The organism is Pedobacter cryotolerans (assembly GCF_005116475.1).
Classification (GTDB): Bacteria; Bacteroidota; Bacteroidia; order Sphingobacteriales; family Sphingobacteriaceae; genus Pedobacter; species Pedobacter cryotolerans.
This window is the reverse complement of sequence record NZ_SWBO01000004.1, coordinates 309,899-331,001: the sequence shown is the minus strand read 5'-3', so window position 1 is coordinate 331,001 and position 21,103 is coordinate 309,899. Positions and strand designations below refer to the sequence as shown.

The window sequence follows — 21,103 nt, the reverse complement described above, 5'->3', positions numbered from 1 at the left end:
ATATACCAAACGATTAAGGAATTAACCTACTCTTCTTTAGCTCATCAAACAGTTCTGTAAATACTTCCTGAGTATCCCTGTAAGCAGTGAAACCGAGTTTTCTGCTTTTTGACATATCGGTTAGCACTTCAATTGGTCTGCCAAGATCAAGATCAGTGTGCCAAGCACTAGATAATTGGTCTAATCTGCTTTCAATTAAGCCGTATTTTGTTGCCATTTCTTTCCATAAATCAGCATATTTTGGCATTTGAACATCCAATGGTTTTATTTTCTCTTCATAACCTACTGCTTCAACTCCGAAATAAGCTGCCAAATGAAACCACAAACTGCTCCAACGAAAAACATCACCATTAACAATATTGAATGCTTGGTTAGCAGCTACCTTATTACTTGATGCCCAAATCAATTGTTCTGCCAATATCCCTGCATCGGTTACATCTGAAATTCCATTCCATTGCGCAGCAGATCCAGGCCATACAAATTTAGATCCAAGCTCTTTACAAATACTAGCATAAACGGCAAGAGTTGTGCCCATATTCATTGCATTACCAACAGCCTTGCCAATTAACGTATGTGGCCTGTGAACGCTCCATGTATATCCATCTCTAGCTGCACCCTTAAATAATTCGTCTTCTTGCGCATAATAAAAATTCTCCATTTTCAATCTTGGTTGATTTTCTTTTAATGGAGTTTGAGGCAGAAAACCCTCTTGAGCATACGCTTCAAATGGGCCGAGATAGTGCTTAAGGCCTGTTACCAAAGCTATGTGTTCTGCCGATTTTTTAACTGACAATACATCTACCAAATTTCGTATCATCGCTGCATTTACCCTAACATTATCAGCCTCAGTGTCCATTCTTGTCCAAGTGGTAATAAAAACATGTGTTGGTTTAATGTCCGAAAGCGCAAATCCTAAACCTTTTTTATCCAAAAGATCAGCCGCAATCGGTTTAAGATCTTTTATATCATGTTTCGGGTGGCGAGATAAACCGTAAGTATTCCATCCTTCGGCTATCAGTTTCTCTGCAAGGTTACTCCCACTAATACCGCTTGCTCCTATTACGAGTGCAATTCTATTTTTCATATATTTTAATTTTTCTTTAACTCTTGGATTTAACTATCATAAATCCAGCCCCCAAAGATCTTGAGTTTTGATCCTTTAGTTGTTGACTTGCATCAAAAAAAACGATAGATCTAAATCAAGAAATTTCTTAGCGTTGATCATCCCAAACACAAAATAGCTAACTTTAAAAAAAAATCACCCCACATGATTGAAATACTTTTAGCCCACATACAGCAAAAAGTAACCCTTAACCAAACAGATAAGGTGTTGCTGAGTGCGTATTTCACACCTAAAAAAATCAGAAAAAAACAATATTTATTACAACAGGGTGATGTTTGCAAATCAATGGCATTTGTAGCCAAAGGACTACTTCGCACCTATAATATTGATGATAGCGGGCAACAGCACATGAGTATTTTTGGCTGGGAAGGTTGGTGGCTTTCAGACTTTAACAGCTTTCTAAATAGCGAACCTGCAGTATTTGATATTGATGCTATTGAAGACTCTGAGCTGCTATTGATCTCAAGAGAAGATTATGAAAAAATTACAATAGCTATTCCTATTATGGATCGCTATTTCAGAATTTTGTATCAAAATAGTTTAGTTACTAAGGAGAAAAGGTTAATGAGCAATATTACCCATACGGCAGAGGAAAAATACTTACATTTGGTAAAAAGCAATCCAGAACTCATCGCCCGAGTTTCCCAAAATCTTATCGCGTCTTATTTAGGTTTAGCCCCAGAAACCATCAGTAGGATTAAAAAATCACATGCTAGGAATAAATAAAATTAATTGAGCAACATGTGGTAAGCTATAAAAATTTATAGGTTAAAAATATATTTTGATCTCAAAACCAGAATTATGCTAAAAAGGTAGTTTAAACAATTTTAAGCGCTGTTTGCACTAACATAACCTACAATTGTTCGAATTTTTTCATCCAATTGGATAACAGAATTGTTAAGTACATTAAGATACTCCGGATTTAAATCAGATTTCTCTCCATTTATTAAATCCATAACACCAAGTATTGAAGAAACTGGCAGTCTTAATTCATGAGATTGAATACGGGCGATTTCCATAAAAGCCAAATTTTGCTGCCTCAACTTTTTTAGTGCCAGATCCAACTCCATAATATGACTTACCTGGCCAGCTAATGCAATTAAACTATTTCGCTGTTCGGCCGACAAGGTTTTTGGTTTAACATCATAAACACATAAAGTTCCTACATTAAAACCATCATAAGACCTCAGGTTTGCACTTGCATAAAAACGAATGTGAGGGTTATCCGCTACCACCGGGATATTGGCAAACCTTACATCCTTGGTTGCATCCTCTACAATCATTAAATCATCAGTTTCTATAGCTACGGTACAAAAAGAAGTTTTTCTGGGCATTTCTTTAATATCAGCTCCTATTCCAGCTTTAATAAACTGCAAATTTTCGTCCATTAAAGTAATTAGTGAGATTGGCGTACCGCAAATTTGAGAGGCTAACATTACCAGTTGATCCAATTCTTTCTCCCGATTTAGATTAAAATCAAGGTATCTTCGGGTTGCTTCTAGGCGAAAAATTTCTGTACTCAAAATATTTGGTTTATATCTATCGTAAACATACGTAAATAAACAAATACACAGACTTGGGAATTTAACAAAAATTTAATTTAAACTCTTGAATAAATAGTTGTTGCGCTATGCGCTATGACAATGTGATTAAGTTAAGCTTTTTAAAGCGGTCGTCCTTGCGAGGAAAGCGCAGAGACAGCCTTGTCCAGACTTTCGGGAAAGCAATCTTTTAAACAGGCTGGTATCTAATAGCTAAAATGCATGAAAGATTGCTTCGTTCTGTGAAAAACAGAAGCAATGACGAGCAAAGTTTCCTTAAATTAATAACATTATGCGCTAAGAAATAACGCTACTCATTTACTTAAACAGCATATAGGCAATCATCAGTGTGATAACGATATTGAACAATTGGGCAATTAAAAATGCATAAAAAGGAGTTTTGCTATGCTTATCAAAAAGTTCAGAGAATTTAGTTTCCAAACCTATGCTAGTAAATGCAAGGGCAAACCACAAACCCTGGAGGTTCTTTAAACTATCTTTTACACCAGTTATCGCCTCTTGGCTAAGTGCAAAACTAAACAGCAATGATGCCGCAACAAAGCCAATTACAAACTTTGGGAACCTTTCCCATATTACCCTTAGGGTAGGTTTTTCAACTACTGCCTGTCCATCAGGCTTTTGAGTATATGTCCAATACACTGAAATGGCAAATGCAGCAAGCCCTAACAATACATTTTGTGAAAATTTAACTATGGTACTGATTTTAAGAGCTTCCTCTCCAACTAAAGATCCGGAAGCCACCACTGCACCTGTTGTATCAATACTTCCTCCCAACCAAGCACCTGTAACCGCTTGACTTAAATTGAAATATTGAGCAAGGTATGGCATAAAGATCATCATAGGTATAGCGGTGATGAGTACCATAGAAATCACATAAGATAGCTTTTTTGGATCTCCTTTTATAGCTCCAGAGGTAGCAATTGCCGCAGACACACCACAAATGGATACTGCACTAGAAATCATCATGGTTAATTCTTGATCTACCTTAAGCTTTTTACATAGCCAAAAAGCAAAATACCAAACAGACAGCACAACCAGTAGTGCCTGTATTAAACCTAGTGATCCAGCCTTCAAAATATCGGAAAAGATTACAGAAGTACCTAACAATACCAGACCAATTTTTACAAAAAGTTCTGTAGAAAGGTTTGCTACAAACCATTTAGGCAGCCTAAAAAAATTGCTAATAGCTAGTCCTATACCCAAACTAAAAATAACCCCCTCGAGATTAAGTGACCTCATTGAAGCACTACCAGAAATAATTAGAGCTATTATGGTTAGTATATAAACAACAGGCACCACCACCAATAGTTTTTTAATTGGCCTTCCCATAGCGAGTGCGCCCAACATGGCAACAACAAAAATCAATAAAAATTGAGCGACAAACTTCAGCAAATTAGCTAGTGAAAGAATTTTATCGATTAATTCGGTCACATTTACCCACTTTAGCGCCGGAACTGGAACAATTAGGCCTGATAAGGAGAGTATAATAATAAGAAAACCAAGAACCACTACTGTCCAGTCTTCGGTAAGTAAGAATTTTGTTTTAGCCTGCATTAATCTATTGGTTGGATATCAATTTACCAAAACTCGTTAATTCAAAATTAAAAGCACAGAAATTATCATAATCTTTACTTTTCCGCTCGTTCTAACGCAATAACCATTCATTAATTGATCATTACCTTTTTACCTGTTTTTGCCGATGTTTTTGCTGCCTCCAATATCTTCACAACAATGAGGTTATTTGTTAAAGATGACAAATCATTTTTAGGTTCAATTTTTTTATCCAATACCGCTTTTAAATAATGTAAACTACTAGAATAGTTCTTCTCAATAGGTTCTGCCTTATAAATACTATAATTATTTTTTGAATTTTCTCGAAACCTTAACGTATTTGCATCAACTGCTTGTATATAGCCCTTATCTCCAAAAACTTCCATATCTTTTATGTTAAAGGGCCAATTCCAAGAAGCCTCAATAATACCTGTAGCATCTGCATACTCCAAAAGAATGGTTGCGTCATCATCTACATTAGGATATATTGTTGGTTTAAGCTGGTGAGTAATTGCACTCACTGAAATTGGAGCTTTTCCATCCATCAGCCAAGTCATTAAATTTGCACCATAACAGCCAAAATCTACCAAAGCTCCGCCACCATTTTTTACTGGATCAGTTAACCAATCTAAAAACTGTTTGCTCACACCAATTTCTTTCGGCCCTTGGTGCCCGTTGTGTACAATCATCTTTCGCACGTGGCCAATACGATTTTGCTCTTTAATATTTTTATAGCTTTCTTGATTGCTTGGATACCATGTAGTTTCGTAATTTGTAAGTATATTGATTTGGTATTGGTTAGCCAGTTTTACCATTCTTTCTGCCTGCTTTACGTTTACTGCCAAAGGCTTTTCTACCATAACAGAAATACCCAGCGGAGCGGCAACTTCAACAACAGCAAGATGATCAGCAATTGCATTATAGGCCAATACTGCATCTGGTTTATGCTTTTGTAATAATGTTTTGAGGTCATGATAAAATAAATGATTTGGGAGTTGATATCGCTTTTTGAAACGTTGCACCAAAATTGTATCAGCTTCTGCAATACCTATAATATTAACCTCACCTTTTTGATAACTATTCATGATTAAGTAAATATGATCATGACTTAAACCTGCAACAGCAACATCAAGTTTATCTTGCCCATTTGCTATAGAAAACAGACTAAGCGAAAAAATGAGCGTTAAAAAAGTCTTAAGATTTTTATTAAACATGATAACATAATTAGGGACAGCTCAAGTTAGAAATTTTAAATGATATTGAAACTTTTAGAAAGTTAAAAATCTATTGTTTACATAGACAAGATTTGAATTAAAATAAATTAACACACTGTAATTTAAATAAATAGATCAATCATTTTTAAATAAGACAAGGATAATAATGTTTTATACTGAGATTGTTTAGACTAAAAAATTGAGCGATTTCGATAAAAAGAAGATAAACTAAACGAAGAAAAAAACGTTTACTTTCTAACAAAAAAAGTGAAGTGATAATGATTATCAGGCATTTACATTATAAAAAATACAAATTCGGTACAAAACTGATTTATTTTGTTAATTCTAGCATATCGAGCTTTATCAATTCCCAGTGTTTACCACGCAAGCATTCGGGGTCAATATCCTTGTCTGCTTTTGTAAAATTAGACAGATTTTTAAGTATTAAATCCTTATCATGTCCATAGGGATATCTTTCTTCATGTAGTTTTATCATTTGCTCAACTGGATAGTAATCTAAAACTTCATGAATATCCCAAAAATCTTTCTTTCTACCAGCACTTTGAACAATTTCCATTTTCATGGCCATAATCTCTTGAACCGTGGCCAACCTCACTCCTTCTACAAATAACGCCTTTTGTATAAAAGGATCTGTATAGTTGATATCAAGCTTAACATTATTAAAATTATTTTCACCAACAGCATAAGATCTACCATTTGCAACCAACATTCCAAAAGACCCATCAACATAAGGAAAATTGTCTTTTAAGAACTCGTCAATTTTGTTAAAGTCTATAGATCTGTAAGGTGCATCAGTAAAAAGATCAATATCAATTGACATTCTATGCCCAAGTTGTAAACTTAAAGAAGTTCCTCCAACTAATCTAAATTGGTCGAATATGGAAGATTTCATCAACAGCAATAACGCATCTTTCAATGTATCATTTACAGTATTCCAATAGAGCATATACCGATATGTTTAAATTATTCTAATTTGATGTAACTACTCTTAGCTATATTTGAGCGTATATCAGCAACAACTTGTTTTCCGTAAAACCTCTCTATTTCCTCTTTCTCTTGCTGATTTCCTCGTTCAAAAATTCTTTGAATGATATACTCTTTATGGAACTCCCAATCTATTTTATTGATATTCGTATCCCAAAACAATACAGGACGTATTAATTTTAGATTTGGCGTTTTTTTATCTGCAAGCTTTTCTTTTACTTTTTTAATATCATAAAAAGATTGTAATATCATTAAAAAGCCTTCTTCCAAATTTAAAGCCTTTTCAATTCTTAAAGATAAAGCGGTATTCATATCCCTGTTTCCCTTAGTAATTGCACCAATAGTTTGGGGATGTTCTGACAAAGCAATTGCAAATTGTCGTTTAGACAATTTTTTCTTCTTGAGTTCATGCTCTAAGAAGAACCCTGGGTGAAGACCTTTTAATATGGATAGCTTTTCAAACATATACAAATATAAACAATTTTGTTTATATTATGTTTTTGTGCATTTCTAATTAGCAAATGAAATTATTCTCCTCAAAACACCTTTAAGAGTAAAGTATGTGATACCTTGACTTTAATAAAACTGTATACTTTTCTTTATAATCTTCAGAAAGAAAGGAATAGTTTATCCATTCTTCGGCAATAATTTTAAATTTTTCAAATCGTTTAAAAACACTCTTAATTTGCTTTTCATTGAGATCAAGCTTTGCTCCCAAATATTGAAAATTCTCTAGGCTAAGTTTTTTCTTTTTGCCTTCTAACGTTAAAGCCAATTCTTCCTTATCCTCGGGGTTTACAATTGCTACATTCAATAAATCATACGCTGGAGATAAACTCCACTTGTTATGATCTAATAGCAAAGAGAAATTTTTAAGGTGCATATCATTGTTTCCAGTTAAAAAACTGAAAACAGCTAATTCAAAAAAATAGAGTTGATCAAATGCTGAACGATTAGAATATTGACCTATGGCCTTTCCTACCTTTTCCATTGAACTTTTGTACTTATCAAAAGCCTCTAAAATTTGAAACATATCTAAAATGTGTTTCTTCTTGCCTAAATCAGTTCTGTCAAATCTTTTGGTGATATAGGAAAGTTCACCCGATTTTAAACGGATTAAGCTAGATTTTGCAGTCTTCATTCCAAAAGCTTCTGCCATTCTCATAGTGAGATGTTCATTTTGTGGCATTTCATTAAAGATTGAAGATGGTGGTTTAAAGATATAATTACCACCCAAAGCACCAACTACAGTGAGCCTACCATTTTTATCATCATCCAAAGCAGTATTAACCATCGTTAAAGACAGTTTAGGTTGTACTCCAGGAACTGCAATACTTCTTTCTATTACATTTTTCGCCAATTCATCCATCTGCGCTAACGAATAAGCAAATTCTGGCTGTTGCTTGGTGCCAAAAAAATCCAGACTACAATGCTCGTGGAAATCTCCATTCGTATCTTGGGGCAATTGGTTATAACAATATAAACAGTTCTTATTCATCACCCGTATGTATTGGTTTAACACTTACTGCACCTATACAATTTTGGCAACAGGCTAAAAGTAAACCCATCCTATCATTGGGATTAATTTTCCAGTTTTTTGATGCGATATTTAAAAGCCATCCCTCTGGAATTAAACCCTCGAAAAAAGGAAATAAACGATTGTCTTTAAATTTACCCTTGCCCACTGGCATAGAAAAAGTAAGAAATTGATTTGGATAGTTTTCGATATAATCCGTATCATATTCAAATGTATACTCCCCATCATTTGTCTCAATGAGTATTCCTGCCAATATATCTTGATAAAATATTTCAGCTATTCTCATACGTCATGATTTTGAGAAACACCATTTTTTTCAATCGGAGCTAACACATAACCAAACATTTTTAATACCTGATTTATACTAGAAAGATTAAGATTTTCTTTACCCTGTTCTATTTTTCGTATTACCGTTAGTGCCACACCCGCCCTATCCGCAAATTGTTCTTGGGTAAGCTTTTCTTCTTTTCTTTTCTCTTTAATAAACTCAGCTAAGTGTTTCATTATATGCAATTGCTCGTAATTTAATCAAATATATAAAATTATATGCAAAAAGATATACTTATAGATAATTAATAGTTTTATATGTTAAAGCATATACTAAAAAATGAAGCTAAAGATGTTGTTTCTTTCCTCAATTCAAAATCTAGAACATTCGGGATCAGCATTTTGGATGCAATAGACCTTAAATTTTACCGAGACGGAAAGCTACGCAATAGTTGATTAAGATAATTTATTGTTTTTAGGGAAAAGAAATTGGGCGTATGGAAATAGAAAATTTTGGAAATATTTTAGAAGGTAAGAGTATGAGGTGATGGCCTTTGCAAAAATTAGGGATTACAAAATCTGTTTATCATAAAATTTCGGGATGGCTTGCACAACATCTCCAATAGCAAAGTTAGTGCGTCAAACATCTTTTTTATGAACTTTCATCGGAACATTTTCAACCAAAAAATCATCAAAGGAGTCGCTTAAATCACTCATTCCTTTTTTTATCATTTCATTTTTAATTTCTTCATAAACACCAGGATAATGTTCATCAAGATATTTTTTAAAGAAACGTGATTCCATTTGTAGTGAGCGATTTAATGCTCGCCACATTTCAATTGAGTATGCCATAAAAATAATTTACATTAATGCTTAATCCTTTCCTACACGATTTTGCTCGTTTTTCTGCTTGAATAAATCAGTAATATCTATTGGAGGTAGGTCATAAGCACCAAAAACAGAAAGACTAGTCATTTGTAAAATGTGAGTTCTTAATCTATTGATTAATAAATTTACAGCAGAATAGTTCTGGAGATTTTTAATATGTCCTTCTGGAAGTTCCACTTCACTTTTAATCTGAAAAATTCCAGTTCCTTCTACCAAAATTTTATATCCAGCTTCTGGCTCATCTTCATTATTAATTTCAATTTTAGTGAAAGTTTGAAACGTTCCATCATCACTAATATTATTTGAAAAATCTACATCAATTACATATTTTTCAAAAAAAGTTGATGGGTCTAACTTCTTCTTTGAAATTGTTGCAGGTTGGATAAAATCAAATTCACTCTTTAGTAAAGCAAAATTCAACCAAATTAAAGGAGATAATTTCGCTTTCATTATGCTGCTTGAGTTTCATCATATTGAACATCACCATATTCAGCTTGAGGGGTTTGATAATCAGTCTCAAATTTATAATAATGCCATCCTTTAGGCTTAATTTCTGGAAAATCAAAAGATTTTTCTTCGGTTGTATGTTTATCTCGAACTTCAATGTCGAATTCCATACCTAAAGCTTCTTTCATCTTAGCTAAATTTATAAAATTCGGCAACCTATCTCCTCTAAATAATTGAGTGATGTAACTAGCCGATGTTCCGATAGATTCGGCCAAAGCTTTTTTAGACATTTTCTGTTCGCTCATCGCTTTATCAATCTCTGCCAAAAAAGAAAAAGCCAATGATTGAGCTTCTAGCTCTAAGCGTTCTTGTTCTGATGAGATGGATAAAATTTCATTAAAGCTATTTTGTATTTCTTCAGATGTCTTTGATGTCGTATTCATATTTAGCTATGCTTCTAATATTTTGTTTATCTTTTTTTGAGAGACCGGAGCTTGTTGTTTTTTTTGCCACAACACTGCAAGCTATAATCACAAACACTTTTTGTTCTCCGAATGTTTGTTCCTGACAATATATTCTTGGGTTATTTTTTCCTTTAAATAATTTTAAAGCGGTTATATGTTCGCAGCCTTTTTCAAAGTTTTCCTTATCATATAAATCTCTTGTAATTTTTCCATCTAAGAGTTGGTGGAGGGCAAAACGGAATTTCTTCTTGTAAGCTTCATCTTTATTAAGAATGGAATATATTTCTTTTGCATTTCGTTCGTCAACAAAGAAAGCTTTCTTTCCATCTATGGATTTCTTTACTAATATTGCTTTTCTTTGCATACAAACTTAAGCTATTGCTTAATTAAATTCAAATTTCTGATTAAATATTTACAATAAAAATATGTAAGTGTTTTTAATTTAATATTACAAAGACTAAAATAGATAATATCTAACTGAAATATTATAAAAGTTTTGCACCAATTTACGGTTTATCCCCACTTTTGTTTTACATACCCAATCATTTCTTCGGCATCTAACTCAATGGTACTTCCATTTCTACGAATGTAAAATTGCTTGCGGTTTTTATCTGCCTTGTTCTTCATAAAAACATGCGTTGCAGATTCTCTCACATCTACTACTGCTACCACTTTATCTTCAACTATGGCAAAATTTAACGAAACGTTATTCATTATTGCATTACCAAAGGCTGTACCAGTTAGGTTATCGAAATGCTTTACCCATTCATCTTGCAAGTTTTTGTTCTGTCTTAATCATTTTTGTTCTAATTATTTACTAGTATATATTGGAAAACTCATCTGTTATAAGCTTAGCCTGCTCTAATATTGTTTTAACTACTTGCTCCTGTTTCTCTAGCAGCTATCACATTGCCATTGGTAGCTAAACGCGTATTTACTTGCTGCATGGCTATGCTTGCATCTACTGCTTTGGTTTGTAATGCTGCTAGTTGAATGGATGCTCTCGATGGATTGTAAGTAGCACCATAGCTGGCTACAAATGAAATTAGGGTTTCGAAGTTGGCTACGTTTTTGGCGTGCCCTGTTTCATACACTTTTGACATAGGTTTGGTTTTTAATGATGAAGTTTTTGATTAATTGGTATCAAGTTAAGTATTAAAAACTATACAACAAATAGCTATACCTCTTTCATTATTTACTGAATTACAGCATTTTAACCAAAATATTCTTTAAAGAAATATTTATTTATTCAAAGTAAAACATTGATTGATTACCGATAATTTATTTCATTTAGGGAAAAGAAATTAAGCGTCTGGAAATAGAATAATTTTGAAATTATTTTATACAGGGCGAATAGGTGGTGATGGCTTTTGAAAAAATTAAGGATTATAAAATCTTTTTGTGCTAAAAAATTCGGGATGGCTTTGAGGATATATGGAATGGGTGGCGTGTTTTACTTAAGCGAAGAATTTATTGATGGGCGTAAAAGGGTTTGGCATGAGAGAGTTGGGGGAGTTACATAGAGCAGAAACCAAAAATAAATTTAACTATTAAATTAACTTAGGTTTTATACTATTGGTGTAAGCTTTATACAACCTTAAATTAAAAGTAGCAACATTTACATCTAAACCAAAGAAGTCTGCATCATGGGTTACAATAGTTGCGCCATATTCTTTAGCTAAAAGACAAAAATAATGGTCATTAAAGTCCATTTTATCTGCTTCGAAATTAGTTAAAGCATCAAAATCAAATTTACTTGGCTCTACCATTTGAAATCCATATGAAAATCCGGAGATATCATCAATAATACTTTCATATTTTAATTTGAAATCTTCGCTACATCTATATTCATCTTTATAAAAAGTGGTAAACTTTGGTATGCTTCCAGTCTTGCCATCATACTTCCTGTCATAAACCTTTCTTGCATCAAATCTTAATAATCTGTTTAAAATTTCGCTAAGCTGAACTGAACACAATAATATTTGTGGATTTTCTTTTTTAAGGAGCTTATCGAAAAATATTTGATAATGAGAACTTGTAGGCTCATCATCTAAACCTAGAATTGGCAGCCAAACGTTACTATCTAAAATATAATAGCAGTCTTGTGGACTGCTATTTATGTTTAAATTGATAATATTCAAGGCAATAAAAATTAAGCAAGCGCTTCCTCACGGTATGCTTGATAATTATCTTTATTGATAAAATTATCCCACATCTCTTGATACTTGTACATGAAATTTACAATTTCTGCATAGCTTGATGGATGGATAAATTTTTTCACACTTTCTTCACCATATTCAGCAAGTAATTTGCCGAATGAAGCGTTCAAGAATAGCGTAGAGCAACGTTTGATATTTGTAAAATCAACTTCAACCTGCTCATTTCTATTCGTATCGAAAGATTTTTGGATTGCATTGAAAAGCTGAATACCATCTGTATGTAATGAGGCATTTGCGCTATTTAATATATCATATACGCTGATTTTCATATCTAATTGGTTATTTTTCAATAGTATAACGATTATTAAATCAGTTTGTTTTTAAGAGGTTGCAAAGATATAACTTTTTACCGTTTTCTTAAAGACTTCTGAAATTAAGATTTTTTGTATTAAATTCCAAATTAATTGTAGCACCTAAATAATTATTTCGCAATGAACTTATACCATCTGGGTAGAGCACGCTATTAACTGTTTTGCTGCACCAACCTGCATCACCAGTATAAATTTGCATTGCTCCATTATTATTTTGTAAATAGGCATTTAAGCCTTTTAAACCGGTTCCCCCAGGCACATCAGGTTTAGTACTATTTCCTGCAATGGCCCATAATACAGCTTCACCGCAGGTTTTAATTTCTAAAGACTTTTGAGCATTAATCTTTTTAAAAAAACCTACACCCAAATCACTTATGGTAAAATTAAGTGCATTTTTTGATGGATAATATTGTCCACACACAAAAAATGGAAGCTCGGTTTCTGCATGTTTTTCTATATTTCCATATATCTCTCCTAAATTATCAATTAATTCATCCTGTATCGCTCGCGAAAGCTTTGGCATAGCATTATGTGCAAAAAGGTCGTTATCTAAATAATTAAAAAAATCATCTTTTTGATTGGGAAAGAAGCCTCTAAAGGGTAGGCATGAGTTTGTCTTATAATAATTTTCGTCTTGAGTAATCGGCAAAAAATCGTTAGCAAAGAGGATGTTACACTTCGCAGAAACCTGTTTAGCATCCATTGAAAATTTCAAATTATTCTCAATACTCAACCTATAAACTAATGCACCTAAAAATGCGCATAAATTTCCATCGATCCATCCGGTATTATCTAACTTGATATTTATGGTACAGTCGAAATATGCCTTACACTCATTATAAAATGCAAGCATCTGACGTATACCTGATGCATCAGTATAGATGTTATCCTGCCCTAAATTAATTTCTATTTCTTTATTCAAATTGTATTTTGTCTAACTTGCTAATTAATAAAACCCCTAAATCGTTTCACTCGTAATATCATAATATCTCTCAAAATAGGCGTTCAATTTTTCTAGCACTATTTCTTTTTTCTTAGTCCTATCTCCTGTTGCGGTAAACCTAGAAACTGGTGGTAAAATCTTGGCAAAAGTTGTTCCTGATGATTGTATCTCGCCATATTTAAAAGCATTATTTATAAAAGTGTAGGTCTCTGGTGCTTTTAAATTCTCTTCCTCAATTATCGTATCAAGCTCATCTTTTTTCTTTGTACTAACAAAAGCTTGCCAATCTTCTTCAACATTAGAAAATGGTGTTAATGATGCAATAAACTGTTCTATCAATTCTTTTTTATTTCTTAACTCAACGCTAGAATCTATTGCTTTACTAATATTAACAACTACTTCTTTATCTTTTAAATGGCTTTCATGATACTTCTGAATTAAAGCGATGATGTAATCGATATTAATTTCAACCTGCTTTATCAACTCCATTTCAAAAACAATATCATCATTTACATTTTCGGTATCTCCTTTTTCCTTATTTCTAAATTCTTGATACAGCTCTATATACATACTGTGATAATCCTGAAATTCGGCCTCACTTAATATCTCATTTCCTTCAAATTCATCAAAAGAAGTTAATATGTTTTTAAGTTTTAAGATTGCGCCATAAAGTTTGATAAACTCCTTTTTACTTTCTTCACTTATAATTCGTTTACCAATTGGGAATTTATCTTTTAATTCATGCACTAAATCGTAGTAACCGGCAATGTCTCTTTTACCATCGTTATAGCCATAATAGTAATCATTATATGCTTTTAACAATACAATTCCTCCTGCTTGGTTATCGCCGAATAAAGCTAAACTATCATTGGTAGCTTTTTCTAAATTACGGAAGCATACGATGTTACCAAAGGTTTTTATGGAATTTAAAATACGATTTGTTCTAGAAAAAGCTTGCAACAAACCGTGCATCCTTACATTTTTATCAACCCAAAGCGTGTTCAAGGTTGTAGCATCAAAACCAGTTAAAAACATATTTACAACAATCAACAAATCAATTTCCCTATTTTTCATCCTTAAGGAAACATCTTTGTAATAGTTTTGAAACTTATCTGCCGAGGTATCGTAAGTAGTTTTAAAATTTGTGTTATAATCTTTTATGGCATTATCTAAAAAGTCACGGTGACTAGCACTCAAACCATCCGTATTTTCGGAATTTTCATCTTCTACCCCATCTTCCTCAGGGTCATTTTGTGAGAAACTAAATATCGTTGCAATTTTTAATCTAGCTAACTTAGGTATTTCCTTTTGCTGTTTTTTAAATTCTTCATAATAAATCTTCGCAGCATCTATAGAGGCTACGGCAAAAATAGAATTGAAACCGCTTCTCCTTATTTTTTCTTTTACTTCTTCTATTTTATTACGATCTTTTGCTGATGCAACTTCGTAAACGTTAGACAGAGTTGTCATGTAATACGGCTTGCTATTGCGCTTTGTTTTTTGGTCGAAATGTTTTAAAATATAATCTACATTATTAAATATCCGCTGTGGTGCCATTAATGCATTTTCTCGATCAATATCTCTTACTTTACTATCTTTTACTTCCTCCTTTTCTTTCATTGTACGGATATAATCTATACGGAAAGGCAATACATTTTTATCAGCTATGGCATCTACAATGGTATAAGTATGAATAGCTGTTGAGTGATTTTCATCTGGACAATTTTCTGGTGCGCCGTGGGCATAACAGCCAAAAGCTTGTACCGTAGTTTTCATATCGGCTTTGCCTGCACTGCTAGAGTTTTTAGCAAAAATTGGTGTTCCGGTAAAACCGAAGAGAAAGTATTTTTTGAAGTTTTTGGTGATGGCTTCATGCATATCGCCAAATTGTGAGCGATGGCATTCATCAAAGATGATTACAGTAGGTTTACCAAAAGCAGCATTACTTTTATTTTTTTTAATAAGTATAGCTAATTTTTGGATGGTTGTAATAATTATCCTTGCGTTGGGATCATCTAACTGTTTACGAAGAACGGCAGTATTGGTATTACTATTGGCAGCACCTTTCTCAAACTTGTCGTACTCTTTCATGGTTTGGTAATCCAAATCCTTTCTATCTACAACAAATAATACTTTTTCTATAAATGGTAATTTACTGGCTATTTGTGCCGTTTTAAAAGAAGTTAAGGTTTTACCACTACCTGTAGTATGCCAAATGTAACCTCCAGAGCTTTCGGTACCGTATCTTTTATACTGATTTGCTGTATTTATTTTTCCTAAAATGCGCTCTGTTGCCACGATTTGGTATGGCCGCATGACCAACAGCAATTTATCGGAAGTGAGTACGCAATATCTTGTAAGAATGTTTAACAAACTGTGTTTGGCAAAAAAGGTTTTACCAAAATCCATTAAATCTAAAATGGGTGCGTTATTGGCATCAGCCCACCAAGAGGTAAACTCGTAGCTGTTACTTGTTTTACTCTTTTTAGTACTGGTGGTTTTCTCCTTTTCTTTAATATGAGTGTAGCGAGTGCTATTGCTATAATATTTTGTTAATGTACCATTAGAAATGATGAACAACTGTACATACTCAAACAAGCCACTGCCAGCCCAAAAAGATTCGCGATTGTAACGGTTAATCTGATTAAATGCTTCTTGTAAACTTACCCCACGTTTTTTTAATTCGACATGTATTAAGGGCAAACCATTTACCAAAATGGTTACATCATATCGGGTTGCTCTTTTGCCATCTTCAGTTTCATATTGATTAATAACCTGTAATTGGTTATTGTGTATATTCTCCTTATCTATTAAGCGTATGTTTTTTACCGAGCCATCTTCGCAATCTAATAGCTGGATAAAATCTTCTTGAATGATAGTTGTTTTTTCTACTATACCACTATTGGCATTGGCAATTTTAGCATCGAAAAACGTTTTCCATTCTTCATCTGTAAACTGGTAGCTGTTTAGCAATTCTAATTGTACACGTAAGTTATCTACCAAATCCTTTTCGGTTTTAATAGGTAAAAAAGTGTATGCCTGTTTCTCTAAAAGCGAAATAAATGCTTTCTCTAATTCTGCTTCGCTTTGATAAGAGGTTTGTTTTCTATACTCGGCTTCGTATTCGGCTACAACGGTGCTTTCTGGGTTTTCTGCTACCAGTTTATATTCTTTCATTCTGAGACGTTAATTAAAAGTTAGCAGTTTGCCACGGTAATATTCATACTGCTGCCTACGGGCTTTTATCTCTGCTGGCAAACCTGTAGAAATATCAGTTACCAAAGCATCAAACTTATCTAAAATGGCCACAATTCTATCTTGTTCTGCTCTTGGTGGAACAGGAATTTTAGCTTTACTTAAACCATTCGCGTTAATTGCAGAAATTTTACCAGATGAAATATGTGGTCTAATCTGGTCGTGAAAAAGTCTTGTTCTTAAAAAGTAAGAAACGTATTTAGGATTTAATGGACTTTTAAAAGAAAAGCAAGCATCGTGTGTAACCACATCTGTATCTGCCAACCAAGCTGTCCCTTTTCCAATATCTTCTATAGTTTCGCCAGCCGCAACAATAATCACATCGCCCGGATTGGCTTTTCGTAACTTACTAGCTAATTCTTCACTAATAAATGATTTAGATTGTTTTGCATAAATATTATAATGGGTGTACATTTCTCCGTAATGAATACAAGGAAAACCTTCTTCAATCATATCTGTACGCACAAATCTTTTACCTCTTAAAAACGTACCAACTTCGCCAAGCGTTTTCCATTCTACAGCCGTATTCTCAAAGCCTAATAATTTATCTCGATAGTATACATACTGGGTGCTTCTTGCCTCCAGCTCCGCCTCCAGCTCCGCTGTCAACGAAGTAAATTTATCCAAGATATTTACGATTTCTTGTTGGACGAGAAGTGGTGGGATAGGTATGGAAAAACTTCTAAGATTTTGTTGGGTAATTTTTGGAATATTGCCCTTAACAACTTTCGTAACATCAATTTCTGCAAGTGCAAAATAAATAAATCTTAATAAAGCTTTATCTTTATTTTCAGCTAAAATATGAGCATGATTATTAACCCATATCTTTCCAGATGCCCAATTCAGCACAGGCGAACCATCTTTATTAATTACACTGCCATCTTCTCCAAGTAATAGAAATGTTCCATCAAAAATATATCCCTCAACATAATCCTGAATACCGTTCGCACCGTAGTAAGGATATTTCCCTGCTATTCTATTTCCTTTTGAAATTGGCTTTCGTTTATTATCTAAAATCTGAACAATGTCACCCAAATCTTTATATTCTACTCCTTCTGGGCAATACTTCGCGATTAAATCATCAATCTTACCCATAGCTTTCTCCCTCTAAATCTGCTACAATTTCATCTATAGCATTGCGAAGTTCATTCTGTCGAGTAACGATTTCAGCAATGTGTTGGTTCAATAAAATGATATTGGTTTCTATACGGGTATCTTCTTGTGTAACATAACTGCTAACGGCAATGTTGTAATCGTTCTCAGCAATTAATGAATTAGGAACCAATTGAGCAAAATAGTCTTCATCTTCACGTTTTATAAAAGCATTGAGTATTTTTTTGCGGTTAGTTTCACTCAATTTATTTTTATTTCCGCCACGTACAAATTCTGCCGAGGCATCTATAAATAAAGTGGCATTATCCTTTTTGCTTTTCTTTAATACAATAATGCAGGTTGCTATACTAGTTCCAAAAAACAAATCTGGTGGTAATTGAATAACAGCATCAATGTAATTGTTATCAATTAAGTACTTTCTAATTTTTTGCTCAGCACCACTACGATACAATACACCAGGAAATTCTACAATTGCTGCCGTACCCGAAGTAGAAAGCCAATGCAACATATGCAAGGTAAAAGCTAAATCGGCTTTGCTTTTTGGCGCTAAAACACCAGCCGGAGAAAAACGAGGGTCGTTAATTAATAAAGGATTGGCATCACCATCCCATTTTATCGAGTAAGGTGGATTAGAAACAATGGCATCAAAAGGTTCATCATCCCAATGTTTTGGGTCGGTTAAGGTATCGCCATGCGTAATATTAAATTTCTCGTAATTAATATCATGCAAAAACATATTTATACGGCACAGGTTATGCGTGGTAATGTTTATCTCTTGTCCGTAAAAACCTTGGCGTACATTTTCTTTACCCAATACTTTGGCAAACTTAAGTAAGAGTGAGCCAGAGCCACAAGCAGGGTCGTAAACTTTATTTACTTCGGTTTTACCTACAACGGTAATTTCGGCCAATAATTCAGAAACCTCTTGTGGTGTAAAAAACTCACCACCAGATTTACCTGCGCTACCAGCATACATGGTCATTAAAAACTCGTATGCATCGCCAAAGGCATCAATAGAATTATCCTGAAAATCGCCCAATCTTAAACCTGCAATCGAATCAAGAATTTTAACCAACTTTTCATTTCTTTTTTGAACGGTGCCACCAAGTTTATTACTATTGACATCGATATCATCAAACAAGCCTTTTACATCATCTTCGCTATCGGTTCCTTTTGCAGATGCTTCTATATTTTTAAATACTTCGCTAAGGGTTTCATTTAGGTCTGCATTGCTTTTAGCATTTTGCTGTACGTTTTGAAAAAGCTCAGACGGCAGTATTTAAAATCCTTTTTCATGTACGGTATCGGTTCTTCCAAACTCAGCTTCTGCATCAGTTATTTTAGCATAATCGAAATTGGTACTACCTGTTTCTCGCTCTGCATTATTAATGTGACTTACTAAGTTCTCAGAAATGAAACGGTAAAACAGCATTCCTAAAACGTAGGATTTGAAATCCCATCCATCAACACTTCCTCTTAAATCATTAGCAATCTGCCAGATGGCACGGTGTAGTTCGTCGCGTTCTTGTTCTTTAGACATTAAATTTGTAGGATTAGAATTCAAAAAACTTTCATAAATGAAAGTTTTGGCTGAAATTACGTAAAAAGATGTTAAGGAAAAATGTTAACTTATTTAAATGTGTAATGCAAACACTTCATTATCCATTTATTTTTGGCTAATTTAAAAAAGAGTTATCACATCGTTTTACGGAAAACCGTATTTACATTTTTAAATCTTTAGTCAAAGGATTTTAACAAAAAAACTAAAGACTACCTACTTCCCGATACAAAAAGTTAACTACCAATGATTATCAATGAGTTACAAAAAATAGTCTGAAAATTGTAGGATGATTAGGTAGAGAATAGGAAGATATTAATAAATAAGGGCAAATAAACGATACAGACTACATACGATCACCTTCATACTTTCTAACGATCTCAAGTTGAATTTTCAATCCAGACAAAATATTTTTTGTCATAGAACTTGAAATAAATTCCCGAAGTCTGGATTCAAATTGATTACTATAAACATTCTCATATTTAGGTCTATTTTGTTTCGCGCTACCAAATAATATCATGTCAACTGGATATACGTTTACTAAGTCTTTCTGAATTACTTCAATTAATTTATAACTGTAGTATCTCATTTCGGGCACAACAAGATAAAGAGTATAAATAAGGCCTGTATTGTCATCATTGTATGTTCTAGTAACGTCCCCAGAAATAATTTCATCTGTCGCCTCTAATAACTGCCCTGCATACTCAACTAAAAAATCAAACGGAGTTTTTTCCTCTTTTTCTTCTTTTGAAAATTCCCAAATGCTTTTTGTCATATTAAATAATATTAAGATTAAATTTAATTGGAAGATGATCAGAATGTCCATAATGTAATAAACTTCCGCTCGATGTATAAGGTATAGATTTAACTAATTCATTTGTTGATATTTTAGTTATTACTTTCAGACTTTTCATATCTAATTCATTCATTATTTCTGGGCTCAATATAACACCATCAAAAAGGTTCCACGGATAGTTTTTAATGTCCTTTGGCACCCAATAGTAAGTACCAGAAATCTTATAACCTCCAGTTTGGTAATCAAAATCTCCTAACAAGTTCCACATAGGATTATAATAATATTTAACATCGAATGCTCTACCCTTTCTTGTCTTCAAAGCAGTAATTAGGTGTTTATCATTTAAGGCATTAAGAAATTTAGGGTGTAACATGTTTGCTTCGAATGGGTGATAATTAAAATCTCCGAGTATAACAGTTTTATCATTTTTCACCAATGCCTGATATTCATCAATATGTATTCTAACGGGTAAATTATCTAAATCTTGATTTGAAGATGTTTTTCCAACCTTACTATAAAGATGAACACCAATAATATTGAACTCATTCCCATTATACGTTTTAATCTTTAAACACTTGATCTTGTTATTTAGATAGGACACTGGATATGAATATGCTATCTTGGAATTTTTATTTAAAAAAACCCTTACATATTTTTTACCTTTTTCGGCCACAAATTCTGGTATCTCATCGAAATCAGATAAATTAGTTATTGGGTACTTCATCGAACATTCTTGCAAAACTAATATATCAATTCCTTGTAGTATCAGTTCTTTATTTAAATCTGAGTAGAACACAGAATTATTATTGTTCTTAACATTCCAAGTGAAAAAGTTAATCGCCATCTTAAA

Annotated in this window: 25 protein-coding genes; 1 reads left to right on the top strand and 24 read right to left on the bottom strand. The window is 33.2% G+C overall.

Annotated elements, in window-relative coordinates; all coding sequences use genetic code 11:
- Positions 1 to 13: 13 nt before the first annotated feature.
- The gene (locus tag FA045_RS09345; RefSeq protein ID WP_136876797.1) at positions 14 to 1,084 is read right to left on the bottom strand and encodes an SDR family oxidoreductase; all 1,071 of its coding nucleotides are present in this window, start codon (positions 1,082 to 1,084) and stop codon (positions 14 to 16) included.
- A gap of 183 nt (positions 1,085 to 1,267) precedes the next feature.
- On the opposite strand from FA045_RS09345, the gene FA045_RS09340 reads away from it, so the two are divergent.
- Positions 1,268 to 1,849: a Crp/Fnr family transcriptional regulator gene (locus FA045_RS09340; protein ID WP_136876796.1), complete on the top strand. Its 582-nt coding sequence runs from the start codon at positions 1,268 to 1,270 to the stop codon at positions 1,847 to 1,849.
- Between the two features lie 101 nt (positions 1,850 to 1,950).
- On the opposite strand, the gene FA045_RS09335 is transcribed toward FA045_RS09340, so the two are convergent.
- The 23 genes from FA045_RS09335 to FA045_RS09230 form a co-directional block, all read right to left on the bottom strand.
- Positions 1,951 to 2,646: a sensor histidine kinase gene (locus FA045_RS09335; protein ID WP_136876795.1), complete on the bottom strand. Its 696-nt coding sequence runs from the start codon at positions 2,644 to 2,646 to the stop codon at positions 1,951 to 1,953.
- A 336-nt stretch (positions 2,647 to 2,982) separates the two neighbouring features.
- The gene (locus FA045_RS09330) at positions 2,983 to 4,239 is read right to left on the bottom strand and encodes a YeiH family protein (protein ID WP_136876794.1); all 1,257 of its coding nucleotides are present in this window, start codon (positions 4,237 to 4,239) and stop codon (positions 2,983 to 2,985) included.
- A 110-nt stretch (positions 4,240 to 4,349) separates the two neighbouring features.
- Positions 4,350 to 5,450 carry a Gfo/Idh/MocA family protein gene (locus tag FA045_RS09325; protein WP_136876793.1) on the bottom strand — a complete coding sequence of 367 codons (1,101 nt, stop codon included), beginning with the start codon at positions 5,448 to 5,450 and terminating at the stop codon, positions 4,350 to 4,352.
- Positions 5,451 to 5,781: 331 nt separating this feature from the next.
- A complete protein-coding gene (locus FA045_RS09320; RefSeq protein ID WP_136876792.1) occupies positions 5,782 to 6,417 on the bottom strand; it encodes a nucleotidyl transferase AbiEii/AbiGii toxin family protein in 636 nt (211 codons plus the stop codon).
- A 17-nt stretch (positions 6,418 to 6,434) separates the two neighbouring features.
- A complete protein-coding gene (locus tag FA045_RS09315; RefSeq protein ID WP_136876791.1) occupies positions 6,435 to 6,920 on the bottom strand; it encodes a helix-turn-helix transcriptional regulator in 486 nt (161 codons plus the stop codon).
- Between the two features lie 82 nt (positions 6,921 to 7,002).
- Positions 7,003 to 7,953 carry a HipA domain-containing protein gene (locus FA045_RS09310; protein WP_136876790.1) on the bottom strand — a complete coding sequence of 317 codons (951 nt, stop codon included), beginning with the start codon at positions 7,951 to 7,953 and terminating at the stop codon, positions 7,003 to 7,005.
- On the bottom strand, positions 7,946 to 8,278 hold the full coding sequence (locus FA045_RS09305; protein WP_136876789.1) for a HipA N-terminal domain-containing protein: 333 nt from the start codon (positions 8,276 to 8,278) through the stop codon (positions 7,946 to 7,948). Before FA045_RS09305 ends, FA045_RS09310 begins: the two co-directional genes overlap by 8 nt.
- Positions 8,275 to 8,496, bottom strand: a complete 222-nt coding sequence (locus FA045_RS09300; RefSeq protein WP_136876788.1) for a helix-turn-helix domain-containing protein — start codon at positions 8,494 to 8,496, stop codon at positions 8,275 to 8,277. The genes FA045_RS09305 and FA045_RS09300 overlap by 4 nt, the downstream gene beginning before the upstream one ends.
- Positions 8,497 to 8,898: 402 nt before the next feature.
- Positions 8,899 to 9,111 (bottom strand): hypothetical protein, encoded by a 213-nt coding sequence (locus tag FA045_RS09295; RefSeq protein ID WP_136876787.1) that lies wholly within the window; start codon positions 9,109 to 9,111, stop codon positions 8,899 to 8,901.
- Between the two features lie 21 nt (positions 9,112 to 9,132).
- Positions 9,133 to 9,597: a protein-export chaperone SecB gene (locus FA045_RS09290; protein ID WP_136876786.1), complete on the bottom strand. Its 465-nt coding sequence runs from the start codon at positions 9,595 to 9,597 to the stop codon at positions 9,133 to 9,135.
- Complete coding sequence (locus FA045_RS09285; RefSeq protein WP_136876785.1) at positions 9,597 to 10,037, bottom strand: helix-turn-helix domain-containing protein; 441 nt, start codon at positions 10,035 to 10,037, stop codon at positions 9,597 to 9,599. Before FA045_RS09285 ends, FA045_RS09290 begins: the two co-directional genes overlap by 1 nt.
- Positions 10,012 to 10,422: a hypothetical protein gene (locus FA045_RS09280; protein ID WP_136876784.1), complete on the bottom strand. Its 411-nt coding sequence runs from the start codon at positions 10,420 to 10,422 to the stop codon at positions 10,012 to 10,014. The genes FA045_RS09285 and FA045_RS09280 overlap by 26 nt, the downstream gene beginning before the upstream one ends.
- Before the next feature lie 149 nt (positions 10,423 to 10,571).
- Entirely contained in the window at positions 10,572 to 10,835 is a 264-nt protein-coding gene (locus tag FA045_RS09275; RefSeq protein WP_136876783.1) for a hypothetical protein, read from the bottom strand.
- A 95-nt stretch (positions 10,836 to 10,930) separates the two neighbouring features.
- Positions 10,931 to 11,161 (bottom strand): hypothetical protein, encoded by a 231-nt coding sequence (locus tag FA045_RS09270; RefSeq protein WP_136876782.1) that lies wholly within the window; start codon positions 11,159 to 11,161, stop codon positions 10,931 to 10,933.
- A 447-nt stretch (positions 11,162 to 11,608) separates the two neighbouring features.
- On the bottom strand, positions 11,609 to 12,199 hold the full coding sequence (locus FA045_RS09265; protein ID WP_136876781.1) for a PIN domain-containing protein: 591 nt from the start codon (positions 12,197 to 12,199) through the stop codon (positions 11,609 to 11,611).
- Between the two features lie 11 nt (positions 12,200 to 12,210).
- Positions 12,211 to 12,546 carry an STAS-like domain-containing protein gene (locus tag FA045_RS09260; protein WP_136876779.1) on the bottom strand — a complete coding sequence of 112 codons (336 nt, stop codon included), beginning with the start codon at positions 12,544 to 12,546 and terminating at the stop codon, positions 12,211 to 12,213.
- A gap of 88 nt (positions 12,547 to 12,634) precedes the next feature.
- Positions 12,635 to 13,510, bottom strand: a complete 876-nt coding sequence (locus tag FA045_RS09255) for a hypothetical protein (RefSeq protein ID WP_136876777.1) — start codon at positions 13,508 to 13,510, stop codon at positions 12,635 to 12,637.
- A 36-nt stretch (positions 13,511 to 13,546) separates the two neighbouring features.
- A complete protein-coding gene (locus FA045_RS09250) occupies positions 13,547 to 16,708 on the bottom strand; it encodes a type I restriction endonuclease subunit R (protein ID WP_136876775.1) in 3,162 nt (1,053 codons plus the stop codon).
- Between the two features lie 9 nt (positions 16,709 to 16,717).
- Positions 16,718 to 17,881, bottom strand: coding sequence for a restriction endonuclease subunit S (locus FA045_RS09245; RefSeq protein WP_136876773.1), 1,164 nt, complete (start codon positions 17,879 to 17,881; stop codon positions 16,718 to 16,720).
- Positions 17,874 to 19,175, bottom strand: a complete 1,302-nt coding sequence (locus FA045_RS09240; protein WP_225871316.1) for a type I restriction-modification system subunit M — start codon at positions 19,173 to 19,175, stop codon at positions 17,874 to 17,876. The genes FA045_RS09245 and FA045_RS09240 overlap by 8 nt, the downstream gene beginning before the upstream one ends.
- Before the next feature lie 3 nt (positions 19,176 to 19,178).
- Complete coding sequence (locus FA045_RS18960; RefSeq protein ID WP_205943130.1) at positions 19,179 to 19,439, bottom strand: type I restriction-modification system subunit M N-terminal domain-containing protein; 261 nt, start codon at positions 19,437 to 19,439, stop codon at positions 19,179 to 19,181.
- Positions 19,440 to 19,803: 364 nt separating this feature from the next.
- Complete coding sequence (locus tag FA045_RS09235) at positions 19,804 to 20,232, bottom strand: Rossmann-fold NAD(P)-binding domain-containing protein (RefSeq protein ID WP_136876771.1); 429 nt, start codon at positions 20,230 to 20,232, stop codon at positions 19,804 to 19,806.
- Position 20,233: 1 nt separating this feature from the next.
- Positions 20,234 to 21,097 (bottom strand): endonuclease/exonuclease/phosphatase family protein, encoded by an 864-nt coding sequence (locus FA045_RS09230; protein ID WP_394347471.1) that lies wholly within the window; start codon positions 21,095 to 21,097, stop codon positions 20,234 to 20,236.
- Positions 21,098 to 21,103: the final 6 nt, after the last annotated feature.

Coding starts and splice junctions, on each gene's coding strand:
- FA045_RS09345 (WP_136876797.1), bottom strand. CDS start 1,084: ATGAAAAATAGAATTGCACTCGTAATAGGAGCAAGCGGTATTAGTGGG.
- FA045_RS09340 (WP_136876796.1), top strand. CDS start 1,268: ATGATTGAAATACTTTTAGCCCACATACAGCAAAAAGTAACCCTTAAC.
- FA045_RS09330 (WP_136876794.1), bottom strand. CDS start 4,239: ATGCAGGCTAAAACAAAATTCTTACTTACCGAAGACTGGACAGTAGTG.
- FA045_RS09325 (WP_136876793.1), bottom strand. CDS start 5,450: ATGTTTAATAAAAATCTTAAGACTTTTTTAACGCTCATTTTTTCGCTT.
- FA045_RS09320 (WP_136876792.1), bottom strand. CDS start 6,417: ATGCTCTATTGGAATACTGTAAATGATACATTGAAAGATGCGTTATTG.
- FA045_RS09315 (WP_136876791.1), bottom strand. CDS start 6,920: ATGTTTGAAAAGCTATCCATATTAAAAGGTCTTCACCCAGGGTTCTTC.
- FA045_RS09310 (WP_136876790.1), bottom strand. CDS start 7,953: ATGAATAAGAACTGTTTATATTGTTATAACCAATTGCCCCAAGATACG.
- FA045_RS09305 (WP_136876789.1), bottom strand. CDS start 8,278: ATGAGAATAGCTGAAATATTTTATCAAGATATATTGGCAGGAATACTC.
- FA045_RS09300 (WP_136876788.1), bottom strand. CDS start 8,496: ATGAAACACTTAGCTGAGTTTATTAAAGAGAAAAGAAAAGAAGAAAAG.
- FA045_RS09295 (WP_136876787.1), bottom strand. CDS start 9,111: ATGGCATACTCAATTGAAATGTGGCGAGCATTAAATCGCTCACTACAA.
- FA045_RS09290 (WP_136876786.1), bottom strand. CDS start 9,597: ATGAAAGCGAAATTATCTCCTTTAATTTGGTTGAATTTTGCTTTACTA.
- FA045_RS09285 (WP_136876785.1), bottom strand. CDS start 10,037: ATGAATACGACATCAAAGACATCTGAAGAAATACAAAATAGCTTTAAT.
- FA045_RS09280 (WP_136876784.1), bottom strand. CDS start 10,422: ATGCAAAGAAAAGCAATATTAGTAAAGAAATCCATAGATGGAAAGAAA.
- FA045_RS09270 (WP_136876782.1), bottom strand. CDS start 11,161: ATGTCAAAAGTGTATGAAACAGGGCACGCCAAAAACGTAGCCAACTTC.
- FA045_RS09260 (WP_136876779.1), bottom strand. CDS start 12,546: ATGAAAATCAGCGTATATGATATATTAAATAGCGCAAATGCCTCATTA.
- FA045_RS09250 (WP_136876775.1), bottom strand. CDS start 16,708: ATGAAAGAATATAAACTGGTAGCAGAAAACCCAGAAAGCACCGTTGTA.
- FA045_RS09245 (WP_136876773.1), bottom strand. CDS start 17,881: ATGGGTAAGATTGATGATTTAATCGCGAAGTATTGCCCAGAAGGAGTA.
- FA045_RS18960 (WP_205943130.1), bottom strand. CDS start 19,439: ATGTCTAAAGAACAAGAACGCGACGAACTACACCGTGCCATCTGGCAG.
- FA045_RS09235 (WP_136876771.1), bottom strand. CDS start 20,232: ATGACAAAAAGCATTTGGGAATTTTCAAAAGAAGAAAAAGAGGAAAAA.
- FA045_RS09230 (WP_394347471.1), bottom strand. CDS start 21,097: ATGGCGATTAACTTTTTCACTTGGAATGTTAAGAACAATAATAATTCT.